General features: G+C 59.6%; 15 protein-coding genes. 8 read left to right on the top strand and 7 right to left on the bottom strand.

The genetic code is table 11. The annotated features are described in order from the left end of the window. The first annotated feature begins 153 nt into the window (after positions 1-153). Together AAHA39_RS19540 and nfo are read left to right on the top strand one after the other, a co-directional pair. Positions 154-549, top strand: coding sequence for a DUF4019 domain-containing protein (locus AAHA39_RS19540; RefSeq protein ID WP_320656558.1), 396 nt, complete (start codon positions 154-156; stop codon positions 547-549). A gap of 447 nt (positions 550-996) precedes the next feature. Continuing rightward, a complete protein-coding gene (gene nfo, locus AAHA39_RS19535) occupies positions 997-1,839 on the top strand; it encodes a deoxyribonuclease IV (protein WP_320656559.1) in 843 nt (280 codons plus the stop codon). A gap of 102 nt (positions 1,840-1,941) precedes the next feature. Here nfo and AAHA39_RS19530 read toward each other — a convergent pair whose 3' ends face one another. Further along, on the bottom strand, positions 1,942-2,847 hold the full coding sequence (locus AAHA39_RS19530) for a LysR substrate-binding domain-containing protein (RefSeq protein WP_043850476.1): 906 nt from the start codon (positions 2,845-2,847) through the stop codon (positions 1,942-1,944). 102 nt (positions 2,848-2,949) lie between these two features. Here AAHA39_RS19530 and AAHA39_RS19525 point away from each other — a divergent pair, with 102 nt between their 5' ends. From AAHA39_RS19525 to AAHA39_RS19510, 4 genes are all read left to right on the top strand, one after another. After that, positions 2,950-3,942, top strand: a complete 993-nt coding sequence (locus tag AAHA39_RS19525; RefSeq protein ID WP_320656560.1) for a TDT family transporter — start codon at positions 2,950-2,952, stop codon at positions 3,940-3,942. A 263-nt stretch (positions 3,943-4,205) separates the two neighbouring features. Then, entirely contained in the window at positions 4,206-5,195 is a 990-nt protein-coding gene (gene lpxM / locus AAHA39_RS19520; RefSeq protein WP_255933592.1) for a lauroyl-Kdo(2)-lipid IV(A) myristoyltransferase, read from the top strand. Positions 5,196-5,368: 173 nt separating this feature from the next. Next, the gene (locus tag AAHA39_RS19515) at positions 5,369-6,364 is read left to right on the top strand and encodes an LpxL/LpxP family acyltransferase (protein ID WP_320656561.1); all 996 of its coding nucleotides are present in this window, start codon (positions 5,369-5,371) and stop codon (positions 6,362-6,364) included. A gap of 183 nt (positions 6,365-6,547) precedes the next feature. Beyond that, positions 6,548-7,408: a PA4780 family RIO1-like protein kinase gene (locus tag AAHA39_RS19510; protein WP_185227207.1), complete on the top strand. Its 861-nt coding sequence runs from the start codon at positions 6,548-6,550 to the stop codon at positions 7,406-7,408. Positions 7,409-7,469: 61 nt separating this feature from the next. Here AAHA39_RS19510 and AAHA39_RS19505 read toward each other — a convergent pair whose 3' ends face one another. Continuing rightward, positions 7,470-8,039: a GNAT family N-acetyltransferase gene (locus AAHA39_RS19505; protein ID WP_320656562.1), complete on the bottom strand. Its 570-nt coding sequence runs from the start codon at positions 8,037-8,039 to the stop codon at positions 7,470-7,472. After that, on the bottom strand, positions 8,040-8,537 hold the full coding sequence (locus tag AAHA39_RS19500; protein ID WP_320656563.1) for a prolyl-tRNA synthetase associated domain-containing protein: 498 nt from the start codon (positions 8,535-8,537) through the stop codon (positions 8,040-8,042). 199 nt (positions 8,538-8,736) lie between these two features. Between AAHA39_RS19500 and AAHA39_RS19495 the strand changes: the two genes are divergently transcribed. Together AAHA39_RS19495 and AAHA39_RS19490 are read left to right on the top strand one after the other, a co-directional pair. Next, positions 8,737-11,175, top strand: a complete 2,439-nt coding sequence (locus AAHA39_RS19495) for a DNA polymerase II (protein WP_407707136.1) — start codon at positions 8,737-8,739, stop codon at positions 11,173-11,175. 87 nt (positions 11,176-11,262) lie between these two features. After that, positions 11,263-11,514: a DinI family protein gene (locus tag AAHA39_RS19490; protein ID WP_033115714.1), complete on the top strand. Its 252-nt coding sequence runs from the start codon at positions 11,263-11,265 to the stop codon at positions 11,512-11,514. Between the two features lie 127 nt (positions 11,515-11,641). On the opposite strand, the gene AAHA39_RS19485 is transcribed toward AAHA39_RS19490, so the two are convergent. The 4 genes from AAHA39_RS19485 to AAHA39_RS19470 all read right to left on the bottom strand — a co-directional run bounded on the left by AAHA39_RS19485 (position 11,642) and on the right by AAHA39_RS19470 (position 16,622). Beyond that, positions 11,642-12,502: a DUF2927 domain-containing protein gene (locus AAHA39_RS19485; protein ID WP_320656565.1), complete on the bottom strand. Its 861-nt coding sequence runs from the start codon at positions 12,500-12,502 to the stop codon at positions 11,642-11,644. A 26-nt stretch (positions 12,503-12,528) separates the two neighbouring features. Beyond that, complete coding sequence (locus AAHA39_RS19480; RefSeq protein WP_156852895.1) at positions 12,529-13,032, bottom strand: YgjP-like metallopeptidase domain-containing protein; 504 nt, start codon at positions 13,030-13,032, stop codon at positions 12,529-12,531. Between the two features lie 125 nt (positions 13,033-13,157). Then, complete coding sequence (locus tag AAHA39_RS19475) at positions 13,158-14,801, bottom strand: hypothetical protein (RefSeq protein ID WP_320656566.1); 1,644 nt, start codon at positions 14,799-14,801, stop codon at positions 13,158-13,160. A 174-nt stretch (positions 14,802-14,975) separates the two neighbouring features. Beyond that, positions 14,976-16,622, bottom strand: coding sequence for a bifunctional metallophosphatase/5'-nucleotidase (locus tag AAHA39_RS19470; RefSeq protein WP_320656567.1), 1,647 nt, complete (start codon positions 16,620-16,622; stop codon positions 14,976-14,978). Between the last annotated feature and the right edge of the window lie 47 nt (positions 16,623-16,669).

The following is a 16,669-nucleotide window of genomic DNA, read 5'->3' as shown; positions in this document are numbered from 1 at the left end:
TTGTTGTGGCAGTTCGCAAGGCTGACCATCGTCAGGATTTGTCGGTTTCTTGGGATAAGCCATTAGGCTTGATCCAAGTGCTACCGGGTTGCAGACCTAAATAGGGGGCTTCCTTGTTGCCCAGAATGCACGAATATAATAAAGGAGTTTAAGGTGAAAAAGGGGCTTATTACTTTTACTTGTTTGGTTTCATTTTTTGTTGCAGCTCAAGAAAATGATGCACTATCAGTAGTGAGAGCATGGCTTGAAACCGTTGATGCTGGATATTATAACCAAAGCTACGAATTAACTGATAATGCATTCAAGTCTGAATTGTCTGTCTCTCAATGGCATGATGCATTGGACAAGTTTCGTCATCCTTTAGGTATGGTTGTTCTACGTTCTGAGATTGCACAGGAGAAATCAGAGTGCCTTCCTGGTAGATCTGATGGGAAGTACATGACCATACAGTTTATTACCAAGTTTGAGTATGCTGGATCTGCTATTGAGACTATTACTTTGAGTAAAAATAGTGGTGATTGGCATCCTGTAGGTTACTTCATTAAATAAATTCTCTACTAGAGAGTATAAGTGCGCATTAATTAGCTTATCGCCTGATGACACTATTAGTCAGGGGGGATGCACATTTTTAATTGTTTTACCTTCACTCAGTGGCAAGGTGAATGTGTCTTGGGTAAATGGAGTATATTACTTGCGCTCTCTTGTTGGTGCTCCGTATGAGTACGGTAAATGACGCTATATGGGGGCCGTTTTTTTCACAATTTGCGCACTATAACCATTCTCTTGTACGGGCAACTGGCAGGTGAATATCATCTCCATACACTGTTATCAAAAAGTACCATTTTAACCGATAGAAGGCATGACCAGATTGAGTTATCACGCCGCGCCCCTACTCATATTCAGGGTGATCGTGTCGGGAAGGGCGTTGCAAAGTGCCACAGCGTTTTGGCATCTATCGGGAGAGACGGCATAATAGCTCCTCACTGAGGAGACGTTATGAAATATATTGGAGCCCACGTCAGCGCATCTGGCGGGGTGGAAAACTGCATCGCCCGCGCCCAGGCCATCGGGGCCAACGCATTTGCGCTTTTTACCAAGAATCAGCGTCAGTGGCAGGCGGCTCCCTTGTCGGATACCTCCATCCGTGCCTTCAAGGCGGCCTGCGAAAAGGTCGGTTTTCTGCCGGAGCAGATCCTGCCCCACGACAGCTACCTCATCAATCTGGGTCACCCCGATCCCGATGGCCTCGCCAAATCCCGTGATGCGTTTCTCGACGAGATGAAGCGCTGCGAGCAGCTGGGGCTGTGTTATCTGAATTTTCACCCCGGCAGCCATCTCAAGCAAATTCCCGAGGCAGCCAGCCTAAAGCTGGTGAGCGAGTCCATTAACTGGGCGCTGGAGCGCAGTGAAGGGGTGACGGCGGTCATCGAAAATACCGCCGGGCAGGGGACCAACCTCGGCTGGTCGTTCGAGCACCTCGCCACCATTATCGAGGGGGTGGAGGACAAGAGCCGGGTCGGGATCTGCTTCGATACCTGCCACGCCTTTGCTGCGGGTTATGATCTGCGCACCGCCGAGAGCTGCGCCACTGTCTTTGCCGAGTTCGACCGCACGGTAGGTTTTCAGTATCTCAAGGGGATGCATATCAACGGCGCCAAGTGCACCTTCGGCAGCCGGGTCGATCGTCACCACAGTCTGCGCGAGGGGAATCTGGGGGAGGCGGTATTCCACCACATCATGAACGATGACCGTTTTGATCGCATTCCGCTGATCCTCGAGACCATCGACGAGTCCATCTGGGGCGAGGAGATCAGCTGGTTGCGCAGCTTGGCGAAGTGATACTCAGCGAGCAAATAAAAGGGAGGGAGCCATGGCTCCCTCTTTGCTTTGTACCTTTCAGCAGTTGGCGTGCCGGTTTGTTTGCGGCGTTATGATCGTGGGTTACTCCGCGCTGATCACCTCGGCATCGTTCAGCTGGGCCCGGCAGAAGTGGATAAAGTGACGCAGGGAAGCGGAGTGGTACTTCTGCTTGTGCCAGATAAGGGAGAGCTGGCGCGGGAAGCGGCGGGTGAGGGGCAGGGCTACCAGCCGGCCATCAGCCAGACGATCCGAGGCGGCGAGGCGGGAGATGAAAGAGATGCCGAGCCCCTTCTCCACCGCCAGCATCACGGATTCCAGGGTGTTGAGCTCAAGGCCTGGTTGCCAGTTGGGCAGGCCGGGCTGGATTTGGCGGATAAACTGCTCGCGGCTGCCGGATTGGGGCTCACGCAGCACCCAGGTCTCACCACCCAGCCGGGAGAGGGAGAGATCCACTTGGTTGGCCAGCGGGTGATCAGGGTGGGCGATCACCAGCATCTCGTCCTGCAGCCAGGGTTCGGTGACGAGATCGGGATGGTGGTTTTCCCCCTCGATCAGTGCCATATCCAGCTCGAAGTTGGCGAGTGCGTGGCAGAGCAGATGGGTATTGTTGATGGTCACCTTGGGGGGGAGCCCCAGCTCCTGCTTGCTGGTGGCGAGCAGGGTGGGGAGCAGGTAGTTACCGATGGTCTGGCTGGCGCCAAGACGCAGCTGGCCGCTCGGCTCGGCATCGGCACGAAACAGGTTTTCGATATCCTGCATCCGGGTCAACAGCTCTTCGGCGGCAGGCTGTAGCAGGCGCCCCTCGTTGTTGAGCTGCAATCTGGGGTGGATGCGATCAAACAGCGGTGTGGCGAGCTGGCGCTCCAACTCCTGCAGTGACTGGGAGACGGCCCCCTTGCTCAGACAGAGTTCGTTGGCAGCCAGGCCAAGGTTGCCGTAGCGGGCGATGGTGGCGAACACCTTCAGCTGTTGCAGGGTCAGTTTCATCGTGTTTGGTAATCCTGAATGAGTGATTCAATTCATTTAGATATCGTAAACGATAAGGGGCCATTATCCTATCGCCATAGTCATCAATAGAAAGGTGTCATCATGATCGCAAGAACCCGTAAATCCCTGGCTGCCGCGCCAACCCCCATGGCGGGTCTGGCGCTGGGCATTGCCAGTCTCGGTTGGTGTTGGGAGAATGCAGGTCACTTCGATGGACGGATGCAGCTGCTGGGCGCCGCTATTGCCGCAGTGCTGCTGGTGATCCTTACCTTCAAGTTTTTGTTCCACCCGAACCTGCTGATGCAGGATCTGGCACACCCGGTAGTTGGTAGCGTCGTGCCGACCTATGCCATGGGCACCATGGTGGTCTCCAAGGCGCTCGGTATGCTTGCTCCGCAAGCGGGTGAAGCGCTCTGGCTGTTTGCCGTGGCTGTTCACCTGTTGTTCCTGGCTACCTTCATCTGGCATCGCGCCAAAGAGTTCGAGATCCACCACATGGTGCCGAGCTGGTTCGTACCGCCGGTCGGGATCATCGTGGCTGACGTTGCCTTCCCGGGCGGCCAGTTTGCGCCGCTGGCCAATGTGCTGCTCTGGTTCGGGGTCATCTGCTACGGTCTGATGCTGCCGCTGATGCTCTATCGCCTCATCTTCAGCCACGAAGTACCGGATGCAGCCAAACCGACCATCGCCATTCTGGCGGCGCCGGCAAGTCTCTCGCTGGCCGGCTACCTGACTGTCAGCCAGGATCCCTCCCTGCTGCTGGTGGCCATGCTGTTTGGTATCGCGATCCTGATGACCGGCATCATCTATCTGGCCTTCATCAAACTGCTGCGTCTGCCCTTCTCGCCGGGTTATGCCGCCTTTACCTTCCCGCTGGTGATCGGTGCCACCGCCCTGTTCAAAGTGGCTCATCTGGTGGAAGGGTTTGAGCAGAGCGCTCACTATGTCGAGCAGATCCGAATGCTGGCTCACTTCGAGCTGGGGGTGGCTACCGTCATCGTCGGTTATGTGGCCCTGCGTTACCTGATGTTTTTTCTGCCGCAGCGTGATACTGAAATGAACCACGGCATTGCCCGCCAGGGGGCTCATCGTTAAATCTTGAAGATGCGACATTGGAAAATGGATAAGCAGTGCGCTCTGGGAGCGACGGGATAAACGACCAGTCATACGATGGATGGACAAAGAGCCACCCGCTGGTTGTGTAATAGGTAAAATGCCCCGCCATGCGGGGCATTTTTTTACCTTTTCGCCACTTCTGTCGTACGAAACTTCCTATCGTGCGCGATATAGCGGATTTAACTGGTATTACCTGTCAGGGCGTCTACAATACACCACCTTTTTGACGTAAACCGTGAATCATGTCCCCCCAAGATCCCCTGTTCAACCCCGCTTTTGAAGTTCGTTTCCTTCACCCCCGTTACTGGTTCAGCTGGCTGGCACTCGGTGTGTTGATGGTGCTTGCGTTTGTTCCGGTGCGTCTGCGCGACCGGTTGGCCGAGGGGCTGGCCCCGCTGGTGTTTCGTATCTCGAAAAAACAGCTCTATATCGCCAGAACCAATCTGGAGATCTGCTTTCCGCACAAGAGTCCGGCCGAGCGCGATGCCATCGCATTGACCTCGATCCGGGTGGGGCTCAAGAGCCTGCTTGGCTTCGGCGAGTTCACCATGCGCAGCGAGCGTTATCTTCTGAGCCGGATGCAGGTGAGCGGTTGGGAGCATATCGAAGCGGAGCAGGCGGCCGGTCGGCCGGTGATCCTGGTGGTACCCCATACCTGGCCGGTGGATGCCGCCGGTTACTGCTTTACCCGTCGTGGCGTGCCCATGTGCACCATGATGAAGCGGGCGCGCAACCCGGTCTTTGACTGGCACCTCAACCGGGCCCGCGCCAAAAATGGTTGCCGCGTCTATGAGCGCAGCGCCGGCATCAAGGCGGTGATCCGTACCATCAAGAGTGGTCGCAGCTTCTTCTATCTGCCGGATCAGGATCATGGTCGCGAGAAGAGTATCTTTGCCCCCTTCTTTGGCCACTCGAAAGCCACCTTGCCGGCGCTGTCGCGGCTGGTGGAGGTGAGCGGCGCCAAGGCGGTACCGCTGCTGGCCTGCTATGACGAAGAGAATCACTGCTATCGGCTGGAGATTGAGGCACCGTTCGACAACTATCCAACCGCCGATGTGATGGCCGATACCTGCCGGATGAACGACACGGTGCAGCGGCAGCTGACCCGTCATCCCGGCCAGTACATGTGGTTCCTCAAGATCTTCGATACCCGCGAGGATCAGGAGGGGCTCGATGGCCTCTACGAGGCGGGCATCCAGCGCATTCGTCAGGGGCTCTCTCCTTACGCCTGAGTGCGCACAGCCTGGCGGCAGCTATTGCGGTCTGCCGGATAAAAATGGCCCTGAGAGGGCCATTTTTTGATCCCGAGTGGGATGGCCATCACCTCTGCGAATGGGAGCCAAGGGGCACAGGGTAGAAAAAAATGTCAGGATAACTACAATAACCGTTTGTTTTTCATGACTTGATGGCTGACATGTCCCCATTAGATCCGGTATTTGACACCACATTTCATCCCCGTCTGCTCCACCCCAAATGGTGGGGTAGCTGGTGTGCACTGGGGTTGCTCTCCCTGCTTGCATTCATCCCGGCGCGCGTGCGGGACGGCTTTGCCAATCTGGTGGCGCCCACTCTGCTGCGTTTTTCGAAAAAGCAGGCCTATATCGCCGATACCAACCTCAAGATCTGTTTTCCCGAGCTGGATGAGGCGGCTCGCGCAGCCCTGCTGCTTAAATCAATCCGGGTCGGCCTCAAGACCTTTATGGGCTTTGGCGAGCTGACCTGGCGTAGCTCGGCGCACCTGCTGCGCAACATCAAGGTGAGTGGCTGGGAGCATATCGAGGCAGAGCAGGCCGCTGGCCGATCGGTGATCCTGGTCGTTCCCCACACATGGGCAGTGGACATGCTGGGGCGCTACTTCCCGCTACAGGGGATGAGCATGTGCACCATGATGAAGAGCGCCAAGGATGAGGTGTTCGACTGGTATATCAACCGGGAGCGGGCCAAGGGGGGCAAGGTGTATGAGCGCAGCGTAGGCATCAAGCCGGCGATCAAGTCCGTGCGCGGCGGTGCCAGCTTCTTCTACCTGCCGGATCAGGATCATGGTCGGGAGGCGAGCGTCTTCGCCCCCTTCTTTGGCCATCCCAAAGCGACCCTGCCGGCGCTACCCAAGCTGGTGAAGCTGACCGGCGCCAAGGCGGTGCCCATCTTCGCCAGCTATGACGAGGATGCCGGCTGCTATCTGCTGGAGATTGAACCGCCGTTCGATCCTTACCCCACTGCGGATGCGATGGCGGATGTGGTCGCCATGAACCGCATGGTGGAACAGCAGGTGACTCGCCACCCCGAGCAGTACATGTGGTTTCTCAAGATTTTCGAAACTCAGGAGCATCAGGAGGGGCCGGATGGCCTCTATGAGGCGGGGATCCAGCGGATCCGTCAGGGATTGCCCCCCGAGCCCTGAGTTGAACTGGCCCGCTTGCGGGCCATTTTTGTTGCCGTGGCAAGCCCGTAGGGGAATTTTCAGTGCTGGGAGATGGACAAACAGCGGGCAGGCAGTGGATAACTGAGTGTCCGGACAGAAAAATGGGCAGGTGGACGTGCAACAGACAATTTTGCAACGGGCAGAGAGAGTGAAAGGGCGGTCATGAAAGTTCCAAATCGAATCCAACCCCTGGTTGATGACGGCCTGGTTGACGAGGTCATCAGCCGGTTGATGAGCGGCAAAGAGGCCGATGTCTACGTGGTGCGCTGCGGCGACGAAACTCGCTGCGCCAAGGTATACAAGGAGGCGTCCAAGCGCAGCTTCAAGCAGGCGGTGGTCTATCAAGAGGGGCGCCGGGTGCGCAACAGCCGCAGTGCCCGCGCCATGGAGAAGGGTTCCAAGTACGGCCGCAAGCAGCACGAAGAGGTGTGGCAGAGCACCGAGGTGGATGCCCTGTTCAAGCTGGCGGCAGCTGGCGTGCGGGTGCCCAAACCCTATGTCTGTCTCGATGGCGTGTTGTTGATGGAGCTGGTCACCGATGCCGATGGCAACGTGGCACCCCGCCTCAACGACGTGGCTCTCAGCCATGAGCAGGCGCTGGCGGATCACGCCAAGGTGATTGGTTATGTGGTACGCATGCTCTGCGCCGGTCTTATTCACGGCGATCTTTCCGAGTTCAACGTGCTGGTGGATGAGCAGGGCCCCGTGATCATCGATCTGCCACAGGTGGTGGATGCGGCCGCCAACAATCAGGCCAGAGCCATGCTGGAGCGGGACGTCAACAACATGCGCAACTACTACGGCATGTATGCCCCCGAGCTGCTCAAAACGAACTACGCCAGAGAGATGTGGGCGCTTTACGAGGATGGCAAGCTCACGCCCCAGAGCGAGCTGACCGGTCAGTACGAGGAGAGCCGGGAGGCCATCGATCTCGATGCCGTGCTTGACGAAATCGCCAGTGCCGAAGAGGAGGCTTATGCCCGTCAGGCACGGATGAAGGCAGAGCAGGAAGACAGCTACTGAGGGTTTGCCACTCTCGCCACCAGAGCGCCCTCGGGGCGCTCTTTTTATTGCTATCGGCTGGTTATGTTGGGGCGTGTTCTATCGGATGGGGCAGAGGGAATATCCGGTACACCGCCAACCAGCAGCGATCTCCCGGATGGAAGCGTCGCGCCAGCCATACTCCGCCTGCTTTCGCAATCACCCTGCGGGAGGCCTGATTCTGTTCGTCGCAGCTGATCAATACCGGCTTGTTCAAAATGTGTTGCTGTACCCAGCCAAGCAGCAAGCTCGCAGCCCCTTCGCCACGGCGGGAGGGACGGGTTTCGTAACCGATGTGGCCCAGCCACTGTTGGCTGGCCTCGTTGTCACCGTGGCGCAGGCGCAAGGTGGCGAGGATCTCCCCGGCATCGAGGGCAAAATAGGTGGTGGTGGTCGGATAGCCGCTGGGCAGGTTATGCCCTCTGGCATGATCCAGCAGCGCTTGTAGCCAGCTGTCAGGATCAAATTGCGCGACCTGATAGAGGGGCAACCCGGCGTCGGCACACTCGGCCACATAGTTGCGATAGGCGGCAGCATCAGTCAGGCGAGCCGGGCGGCATTCATAGCGGGTCGGCAGTGGCTGCACCTGTGCAGTGGGGGTTTCACCTGCCATTCAATCTGCGGCCACGACCGGCAGTGTCATGACATTGGCCTCCCGGCCGAGGTGAGCTAGCAGGCGGCGCACATCGTCGAGGCGGATAATCAGGGTGGCGGTATTGACCAGCGGATGGCACTGCATCTGCTCCGCTTGCCAGATGGCCTCGTCCACCACCAGCTCTACCGCGTTTTCCCTGTCGCGCACCATGGCGAGCAGGGTGACCGAACCCGGTGTAAGGCCAAGTACCGCCTCGAGCCGCTCTGGCGAGCCAAAACTCAGCCGCTTGACGCCAAGGGCGGCAGCCAGTGCCTTGAGATCGACCCGGCTCTCTTCAGGGGTAACCACCAGAAACAGCCGCTCGCTTTTCGGGTCACGCAAAAAGAGATTCTTGCTCTTGGCGGCAGGCAGGTCGGGCAGCAGCCGGCTGGCCTCCTCGCAGGTGAAGACGGGGGCGTGATCGATGCGCTGATAGGGAATGGCCAGCTGATCCAGCAGAGAGTAAAGCGCCACCATGACCTCCTGATATCGGGTGAAGAGTAGGGGGGATGAATGGCATCGCGAATACAGCCGCCACCGGCATTAGCTGCCATTCTGGCCGAGCTTACCAGTTTGCGGCGCGGCTCGCAGCTTGGTTAGGCCATGGTGGCTGGCGTGGCAATTGCAGCAAAGCACTGTATGAACGTACAATACTCCCATCTCCATGTTGATCCCGATGACTTGCATGACTGACCAACCGTCCATCCCACCCGTTACTCCGCCACGCGACGGCTTTATTCTGACCCGTCACGGGCGGGATATGCGCGGCCGCAACGGACATGGCGAACGCACCGAGATTGTGATGTGGCTCTGGAGCGAGCAGGGGGCGGTGCGGGTGGTAGTGCCGGGGCAGGAGCCGGTTTTCTTTCTGCCGCAGAGCCATATGGAAGAAGCCGCCGAGCTGTTCAAGGGGGCCGGGGTGAGCGGGCGGTTTCGCCGCCTGCCGATGCACACCTTCGATGGCCGCGCCGTGGTGGGCTGCTACTTTGCCACCTTGAGTGCCTTTCACCGCGCCATCGAGCTGCTGCTCATCCGTGGTCTGGAGCACTTCGAGGCGGATATCCGGCTGCCGGAGCGCTATCTGATGGAGCGTTTCATCACCGCCGGCGTGCGCTTCGAGGGGCGCACCCTCAAGAAAGGGGGCAAGCACGGCTACTGGGAGGTGAACGAGGCGCGCTGCGCACCGCAGGCGGTGACGCCGACCCTCTCCTGGGTGTCGCTGGACGTGGAGTGCGCCATGGACGGCGCGCTCTTCTCGGTGGGGCTCTACAGCGAAGAGGATGCGCGGGTCATCATGATCGGTACGCCGGAGGCCGACGCCGACAGCTGGAGTACCCGGGTCGAATGGGTGACGGACGAGAGCGCCCTGCTGAGTGCGCTGGAGCGCTGGTTTGTGCGGCACGACCCCGATCTGGTTATCGGCTGGAACGTGGTCAACTTCGACTTTCGCCTGCTGCTGCGCCGCGCCGAGCTCAACAAGCGGCGGCTGCGGCTGGGTCGTGGCCACGAGCTCTGTTTCTGGCGCTCATCGCGCAACGACCCCCAGACTGGCAACGTTATTATCCCCGGGCGCATGGTGCTAGATGGCATCGACACCCTGAAAAGCGCCACCTGGCAGTTTGCCAGCTACAGCCTGGATGCGGTGGCGAGCGAGCTGCTTGGCCGCGGCAAGGATATCGAGGATGTGGCCAACCGGGGCGAGAAGATCACCGAGTTGTTCCACTCCGACAAGGAGGCGCTGGCCCGCTACAACCTGGAAGATTGCAAGCTGGTGTGGGAGATCTTCGATTTTTGCCACCTCATCCCCTTTGCCATCGAGCGTGCCTCACTCACCGGCCTTGAGCTGGACCGGGTGGGGGGCTCGGTGGCGGCGTTTACCAACCTCTACCTGCCGCGGCTGCATCGCGGCGGCTACGTGGCCCCCAATCTGCCGGCCGACGGTGGGCTGGCGAGCCCCGGCGGCTATGTGATGGACTCCAAACCCGGCCTCTATCGCCACGTGCTGGTGCTCGATTTCAAGAGCCTCTATCCCAGCATCATCCGCACCTTCTGCATCGACCCCATGGGGCTTATCGAGGGGCTGCAGCATCCTGAGCACGCCATTCCGGGCTTTCGCGGCGCCCTGTTCTCCCGCGAGCGGCACTTCCTGCCGGATCTCATCGCCACCCTGTGGGCGGCGCGGGATCGGGCCAAGGCTGCCAGCAACAAGGCGCTCTCCCAGGCCATCAAGATCATCATGAACTCCTTCTACGGGGTATTGGGCTCAGGGGGCTGCCGCTTCTACGACCCGAGGCTTGCCTCCTCCATCACCCTGCGCGGTCACGGCATCATGCAGCAGACCCGGGAGTGGATCGAAGGGGAGGGTTTCGAGGTGATCTATGGCGACACCGACTCCACCTTCGTGCACCTTGGCAAGGAGACCAGTCCCGCACAGGCGGACGAGATTGGCCGGCGGCTGGCAAAGATGATCAACGATAACTGGGCCGCACTGATCAAGCGCGAATTCGACCTGCCGAGCTATCTGGAGATCCAGTACGAGACCCACTATCGCCGCTTTCTGATGCCCACCATCCGCGGGCTGGAGAAGGGGAGCAAGAAACGCTACGCGGGGCTGGTGGCTGGCAAGGAGGCGGGGGCAGAGGAGCAACTGGTGTTCAAGGGGCTCGAATCGGTGCGCACCGACTGGACGCCCCTTGCCAAGGCGTTTCAGACCCGCCTCTACGAAATGGTGTTTCACGACCAGGATCCCGGCAGCTATGTGCGTACCATGGTGGACGAGACCCGAGCCGGCCAGCACGACGAGCTGCTGGTCTATCGCAAGCGGCTGCGTCAGAAGCTCGAGGAGTACCAGAAGAACGTGCCACCCCATGTGCGGGCGGCGCGTCTGGCGGATGAGGAGAACCTGCGCCGCGGTCTGCCCCAGCGCTATCAGCATCGGGGCTCTATCGCCTATCTGATGACCCTTAATGGCCCCGAACCGCTGGAGTACCGGCGTACTCCCATCGACTACGAGCACTATATCGACAAGCAGCTCAAACCCATTGCCGATGCGATCCTCCCCTTTGTCGGCGAGTCGTTCGAGCGGATCTGCGGCCAGCAGCTCGATCTTTTTTAGGGGTCATTTGCCTCTTTTTTTGTCGGGTACTTTACTTTTCCAGGATACTGTATAAAAATACAGTTATTCATCATGGAGAAGTATCCTATGCGTCTGGAAATCATCATCGACAAAAAACATCAGATCCCGACCTCCACCATGGAAGCGCTGCGCCAGGAGCTGCTCAAGCAGCTGGGCGAGAAATTCCCCGATCTCCATGTCCGCGTCGCCCCGGGCAGCAGCATGTCCCTGACTGTCAGCCGCGCCAGCAAGGAGGACAAGGAGCTTGCCGAGGCTATGGTGCAGGAGGTGTGGGAAAACGCAGACAGCTGGATGCCGGAAGAGAGTCTGGCTTCCTGAAAAGGCTTATCACGGGTGGATTTGACAGCAAAAACGCAGCCCATTGGCTGCGTTTTTGTTTTGGTGCCGGACGAAGGGCGAGCCGGAGCGGATGTTTTCAGAGTTGACGCTTGGTGCTGGCTGAAACTCAGAGCCCTGCCCAGCTTTTGAGGCTCTGTTGCTGAACGCGGCGGTCTGCCTCGCTGATCTCGCCTTTGGCGCGCAGATCCTTGATGGCAAGCGGCAGGGCGGCCCGAACCTCGTCGCTGCTCATCCCCGCCTTGAGGGCAGGGTGGTAGGCGAGCTTGAGCAGCACATAGTCGAGGCCGGTCAGGAAGCTGTCGATGCTGTTGTCATTGAAGATGGAGGGAAACACCTTGTCCGAGTCGTTGGGCAGCCCCATCACCTGGGTAAACTCCTCCACTACGCAGTCGAGAAAGCGCCCCTTGGCGCGGCTGTAATCAACCGGAATGATGATGGTGGCACTGCTGATCTCGTGCTGCTTGTTGGTCGCAAAGTGGCCGATGCAGAGCCCCTCCTTGAGCGCGGCGTTGACCGAAGGTGCGTTGCCCATGGTGCGCTTGGCCCAGCTTTTCATCCGCTGGTAGTCGGTCATGATGAGGGTGAGGTTGGGTTTGCTGGTCACCATGCTGATAGGGTGGCCGGTGATGCGGGCGAGGTGGGCGGCTTGTACCTTGACCACCTCCGCCTGCAGCGGCTTGTCCCCCGACTCGTTGATGAGCTGCAAGCGCACCGGTTGCTGCCAGCGGGTGAAGCGCGGGTGAGCGGTTTCGTGATACTCCCGCTCCATGGCGATGGCCATAAAACTCTCGGTGAGATAGCTGTCGCTCTGCCAGCGCTCTGCTCCTTGTGAGAAGAAAGAGCAGAGTGTGAGCAGGGCCAGCAGCCCGTGTGACATGCCCCGGGGACGGACAGCGCGGCACAAATTGGCAATCACCACATTGGCGATAAAGTGCGGGGCGCTAAAGGGGATAGCGGCAAATGACATGTTTCCTCCTTGAAACCACTGCCAACCTAGCGATTGGCCTTATCGATATCGCGCCAGGTGAGCCAGAGCCTCAGATCAAACTCCAGTTGATGATAGTCGGGCTCCATATGCTGGCAGAGCTGATAGAAGCTCTTGTTGTGATCCTTCTCTTTGATATGAGCCAGCTCGTGCGCGACGATCATCTTGAGAAAGGGGGCGGGTGCCTCCTTGAACAGGGCGGCGATGCGGATCTCGTTCTTGGCCTTGAGCTTGTTGCCCTGTACCCGGCTGATGTAGGTATGCAGGCCGAGGGCATCCTTGATGACGTTGATCTTGCCGTCAAACACCACCTTTGACAGGGGCGCAGAGCTTTTGAGGTAGCGGTTTTTCAGCTCCATGGTGTAGGCGAGCAGCGCCTTGTCGCTCTGGATCTGGTGGCTCTCCGGATAGCGCTTGGCCAGCATGTCGCCAAGTTTGCCAGCCGCGATCAGCTGTTGCACCTGTGCCTTGAGCGCTTCGGGATAGCCCCCGAGATAGGTCAGTTCCGCCATGTCTGTCACCCGTTACATCCAAAAGTGGGCCATTGTAGTCATCGCGGGCCTGCTTGCCTACCGGTGAGGAGTGAGGGGATGGAAAAAGGGCGGCCAAATGGCCGCCCTTTGCGTCTCTGCTCTGGTTAGCGGCGACGATAGAGACCCGGATCCACCTCTTCATAGTGGCTGGTCAGGTATTGATAGAAGGCGAGATGGGAGGGCGAACTCGGCTTTTTCAGCTCTTCGCTCACCCGATCCGGCTTGGCGATGATGAACTTGGGGTTCTGGCGCTGGATGTCCGCCAGCACGCGAGCCCGCACGTCATAGGGCGGGTTGACGTTGGCAAAAAAGAGATAAGCGGAGGCCGGCTGACGATCGGTCCAGAGATAATATTGCGGCTGGATACCATCGACCCAGATCTTGTCGCCCGGGCTGGTCTCGGCCTTGATGCGATCGACCCGCACCTGCGCGGCCGGGTTGAAGGGGCGCCCCTTGATTGTTCCTTCCCAGGCGTTGTTGATCATCAACAGCAGCATGGCCAGGGTGGCGAGCCAGGGGGTGGCGCTGCGCACATCCCAGGCGCGCCACAGGGGCACCAGAATGAGTACCGGCAGGGCCCACAGCAAACTGGTGCCGAGCACCTCGTTAACCCGCTCGAGGGACCACTCCTTGGTGCTCCAGCCGAAGACCAGCTGCTGGGCCAGCAGCCAGCTGGCAGTCAGCACCACCAGCGAGATGCAGAGCAGGCCGAGGGTATCGGCCTTCTGCTCGCTGCGATCCAGCAGTACTGCCAGCGGCAGCAGAGCCAGCTGCAGATAGAGCACATCGTAGTGATCAAACACATGGCCGGAGACCGAGTTGGCGATCAGGGTAAACAGCACGCCAAACAGGGTTGCCAGCAGGGCGGGCAGATACCACTCCTGACGGCGGCTCAGCATCAGCAGGATGAAGGGGGGCAGCAGCATTACCAGACCGGTGCGCAGCAGGCCGACGGCACCCACCATGGGGGAGAAGCCGTTGCCGTAGCTCCCCTCGAAGAAGATGTCGAAAGCGTAATATTTGAACGCTGCCAGCAGATCGTGCTGCTGGAAGTAGCCGTAGAGGGGGCCGCCAATCAGCGCCAGACCGAGCAGGCTGGAGACGAGCAGCAGGATGGCGTCACGCCACTTCTCGTGCAGGCACCAGTGGCAGAACAGCACCAAGTACCAGGCCCCCCAGAAGGCGCCGTTGTTGGTACGCATCCAGGCGACGATGGCAAAGGTGAGGGCCGCCACCAGCGCCGGCCACCAGCGAAATCCCTTGTCCAGCAACAGGGTAATGAAGGCCCACTGGGCGATGAGGGCGAGGTGGAAGGTCCAGTCCTCGGTCATGTTGCCGTAGTAGTAACGGGTACCGTAGAGGGCCAGCAGTGCCAGCATGGCGCCAAGGCGCGCCCTGACCGAGAGGCCAAGCTGGGAGAAAGCTTGCCAGCTGGCCATCAGCCCGAGCCAGCAGAGCACCCACTCCAGCGCCCAGATCCCGACAAATCCACCCAGACCATACCCCAGCGCATCGAGGGCGAAGATCATCGGCCCCTTGATATCGATCATGTCGCGATAGAGCACCCCCCCTTCACTCCACATTTTGCCCATGACGGCAAAGAGCGAGGCGTCAAACCCCGGCGCCATGGCATGAACGAGCGGGTTGCGCAGGCAGAAGAGCAGCGCCAGCAACGCGGTCAGCAAGATGGCTGTGGGCTTGATGGCCGGATTGACGCGGGGGGGAGTGAAACGGATGGAATGATTCATGAAGTAGCCTGTTCCTGCAGCTGGTCTTGAAAGCGGGCCTATCTTGCCGAGCCCGCGCGGATGATGCAATGGTACAGGCCCATCCGGGGCAAATATTGTCGAAAAAGAGCGGTTTCAGAGACGAAAAGTGCCTATCTGCCCGATATGGATGCAGACAGGCACATCGAGGGGCCTTTACGGCAGGTACTCGACTCGCGGTGGCATGGCCCGCAGCTCCGGCTGATGGCGGGCCCAGCGGATAAAGGCATCGGCTAGCGTGATGCCAAGCTCCTGATTGTGCTGGGTCAGGGTGCGAGTCAGCGCGGTGTAGCCCTCCTTGCCGGAGGCGGTATAGGCGCTCGATACCCCGCGATAAACCTGGTCGGATTTAACCGGTTGCCAGCAGTCTGGCGCAGGCTCCCACTCCAGACGGGTAATACGCTGACCTTTGGGCTGATCGGCCTGGTAGGTGAAGCGCACCCCGGCGGTGTAGGGGAAGCTGCCGTTGCCATTGCCGACCACGCCATTATTGGTGGCGTTGTCGATGGCATTCTCCAGCGCTTCCGCCAACTCGTGGCCGTGTACCCGATAGAGGGTGAGGGGAATGGCAAAGGGGAGCTGGCGACCGGCGATATCGGCCTCGCTCAAGGGGCCCGGCTCCAGCGAGCAGCGCACGCCACCAGCGTTGTGCAGGGCAAAATCGACCTCGCCCACCTGTTCCCGGGCCGCCATCAGCATGGCATGGGCTACCAGCGGTGCGACATGGCTGCCGTGAGGCAGGTTGGCATCCGGCAGGCGCTGATGGGGGAGCGGGGTATCGAGTCTGGTGACGATGCGCTGGGTCATGGTCTCGATCTCCGGCCGGTAGCGTTTGGCCAGATGCTGCTCCAGCCTGGCATCCGGTTCGCAGAAAGTGAGTCCGGCTGGCGGCGTGGAGCCGAACGGCCAGGGTTGCCAGGGGAGCCACTCCAGCTGGCCGTGGCTATCTGCCACGCGGCCAGCTTCATCGAAGGTGAGCTCGCAGACGCCAAGGCAGAGGGCACTGTGGCCCGCATGCATGATGGCTACGCCATTGTGCATCAGGGGATAATCCCCTTCGCTTGGCAGACCCAGCGGAGCGAGATCCCCCAGCAGGCTGTGGGTATGACCGCCAACAATGAGACTGAGCTCGGGGAAGCGTTCGGCCAGCAGCTTGTCCTGATCCAGCCCGAGGTGGCTCAGCAGCACGATATGGTGGACCCCTTCGCCCTTGATCTCGCGAATGACCCGGGTCAGGGTCTCGTTCACCCCGTGGAAGCGGGTGTGGGGATCCGGATTGGCGATAGCCGCCATCTGGGCCAGCGTGATCCCGAGCAGGGCAAAGGGGACGCCATCGATGACCCGGCGATGCCAGGGCTGATGAGCGTCGTAGAGGTGGGGAATATCCCATAGGCGAAGAGGCGTATCGGCCGGCTCCTGACTGTTGTCCAGATTGGCCGCGAGCACCGGAAATTCGAGCTGGCGCAGAAACTCCACCAGCTGGCCATTACCCAGATCGAATTCGTGGTTGCCAATCACCATGGCATCGGGGGCCAGCATGGCGAGCAGGTCGGCGTTGGCCCGCCCCTTGAACCGGTTGAAATAGAGGGAGCCCTGAAAGGAGTCGCCGCCGTGCAGAAAAAGGCAGCCGCGACCTGCTGCTGCCGCTTGCGCGCGCAGTTGGGTCAGGCGGGTCAGGATCCGGGCATAACCGCCACACTGGGTGCGCCACTGGGACTCTCCGGCAGGGGTGAAGCTAATCGGCGCCCCATCGAAATGGGAGTGGCAGTCACTGAAGTGGGCAAGTTGAACCGTAATACTCATCTCGGTCCTCCTTTGGGGAAAAAGAGCACAGAGTCTACTGCAAAGGG

Origin of the sequence: Aeromonas sp. SE22 (assembly GCF_038739755.1) — a bacterium.
GTDB classification, from domain to species: domain Bacteria; phylum Pseudomonadota; class Gammaproteobacteria; order Enterobacterales; family Aeromonadaceae; genus Aeromonas; species Aeromonas jandaei.
This window is presented reverse-complemented; position numbering and strand designations above follow the sequence as displayed.

What these genes read in the sequence shown, in the direction of transcription:
- AAHA39_RS19470 (WP_320656567.1), bottom strand. Translation starts at nt 16,622, where the DNA reads ATGAGTATTACGGTTCAACTTGCCCACTTCAGTGACTGCCACTCCCAT.
- AAHA39_RS19530 (WP_043850476.1), bottom strand. Translation starts at nt 2,847, where the DNA reads ATGAAACTGACCCTGCAACAGCTGAAGGTGTTCGCCACCATCGCCCGC.
- AAHA39_RS19510 (WP_185227207.1), top strand. Translation starts at nt 6,548, where the DNA reads ATGAAAGTTCCAAATCGAATCCAACCCCTGGTTGATGACGGCCTGGTT.
- nfo (WP_320656559.1), top strand. Translation starts at nt 997, where the DNA reads ATGAAATATATTGGAGCCCACGTCAGCGCATCTGGCGGGGTGGAAAAC.
- AAHA39_RS19495 (WP_407707136.1), top strand. Translation starts at nt 8,737, where the DNA reads ATGACTTGCATGACTGACCAACCGTCCATCCCACCCGTTACTCCGCCA.
- AAHA39_RS19485 (WP_320656565.1), bottom strand. Translation starts at nt 12,502, where the DNA reads ATGTCATTTGCCGCTATCCCCTTTAGCGCCCCGCACTTTATCGCCAAT.
- AAHA39_RS19480 (WP_156852895.1), bottom strand. Translation starts at nt 13,032, where the DNA reads ATGGCGGAACTGACCTATCTCGGGGGCTATCCCGAAGCGCTCAAGGCA.
- AAHA39_RS19525 (WP_320656560.1), top strand. Translation starts at nt 2,950, where the DNA reads ATGATCGCAAGAACCCGTAAATCCCTGGCTGCCGCGCCAACCCCCATG.
- AAHA39_RS19505 (WP_320656562.1), bottom strand. Translation starts at nt 8,039, where the DNA reads ATGGCAGGTGAAACCCCCACTGCACAGGTGCAGCCACTGCCGACCCGC.
- AAHA39_RS19515 (WP_320656561.1), top strand. Translation starts at nt 5,369, where the DNA reads ATGGCTGACATGTCCCCATTAGATCCGGTATTTGACACCACATTTCAT.
- AAHA39_RS19500 (WP_320656563.1), bottom strand. Translation starts at nt 8,537, where the DNA reads ATGGTGGCGCTTTACTCTCTGCTGGATCAGCTGGCCATTCCCTATCAG.
- AAHA39_RS19490 (WP_033115714.1), top strand. Translation starts at nt 11,263, where the DNA reads ATGCGTCTGGAAATCATCATCGACAAAAAACATCAGATCCCGACCTCC.
- lpxM (WP_255933592.1), top strand. Translation starts at nt 4,206, where the DNA reads ATGTCCCCCCAAGATCCCCTGTTCAACCCCGCTTTTGAAGTTCGTTTC.
- AAHA39_RS19475 (WP_320656566.1), bottom strand. Translation starts at nt 14,801, where the DNA reads ATGAATCATTCCATCCGTTTCACTCCCCCCCGCGTCAATCCGGCCATC.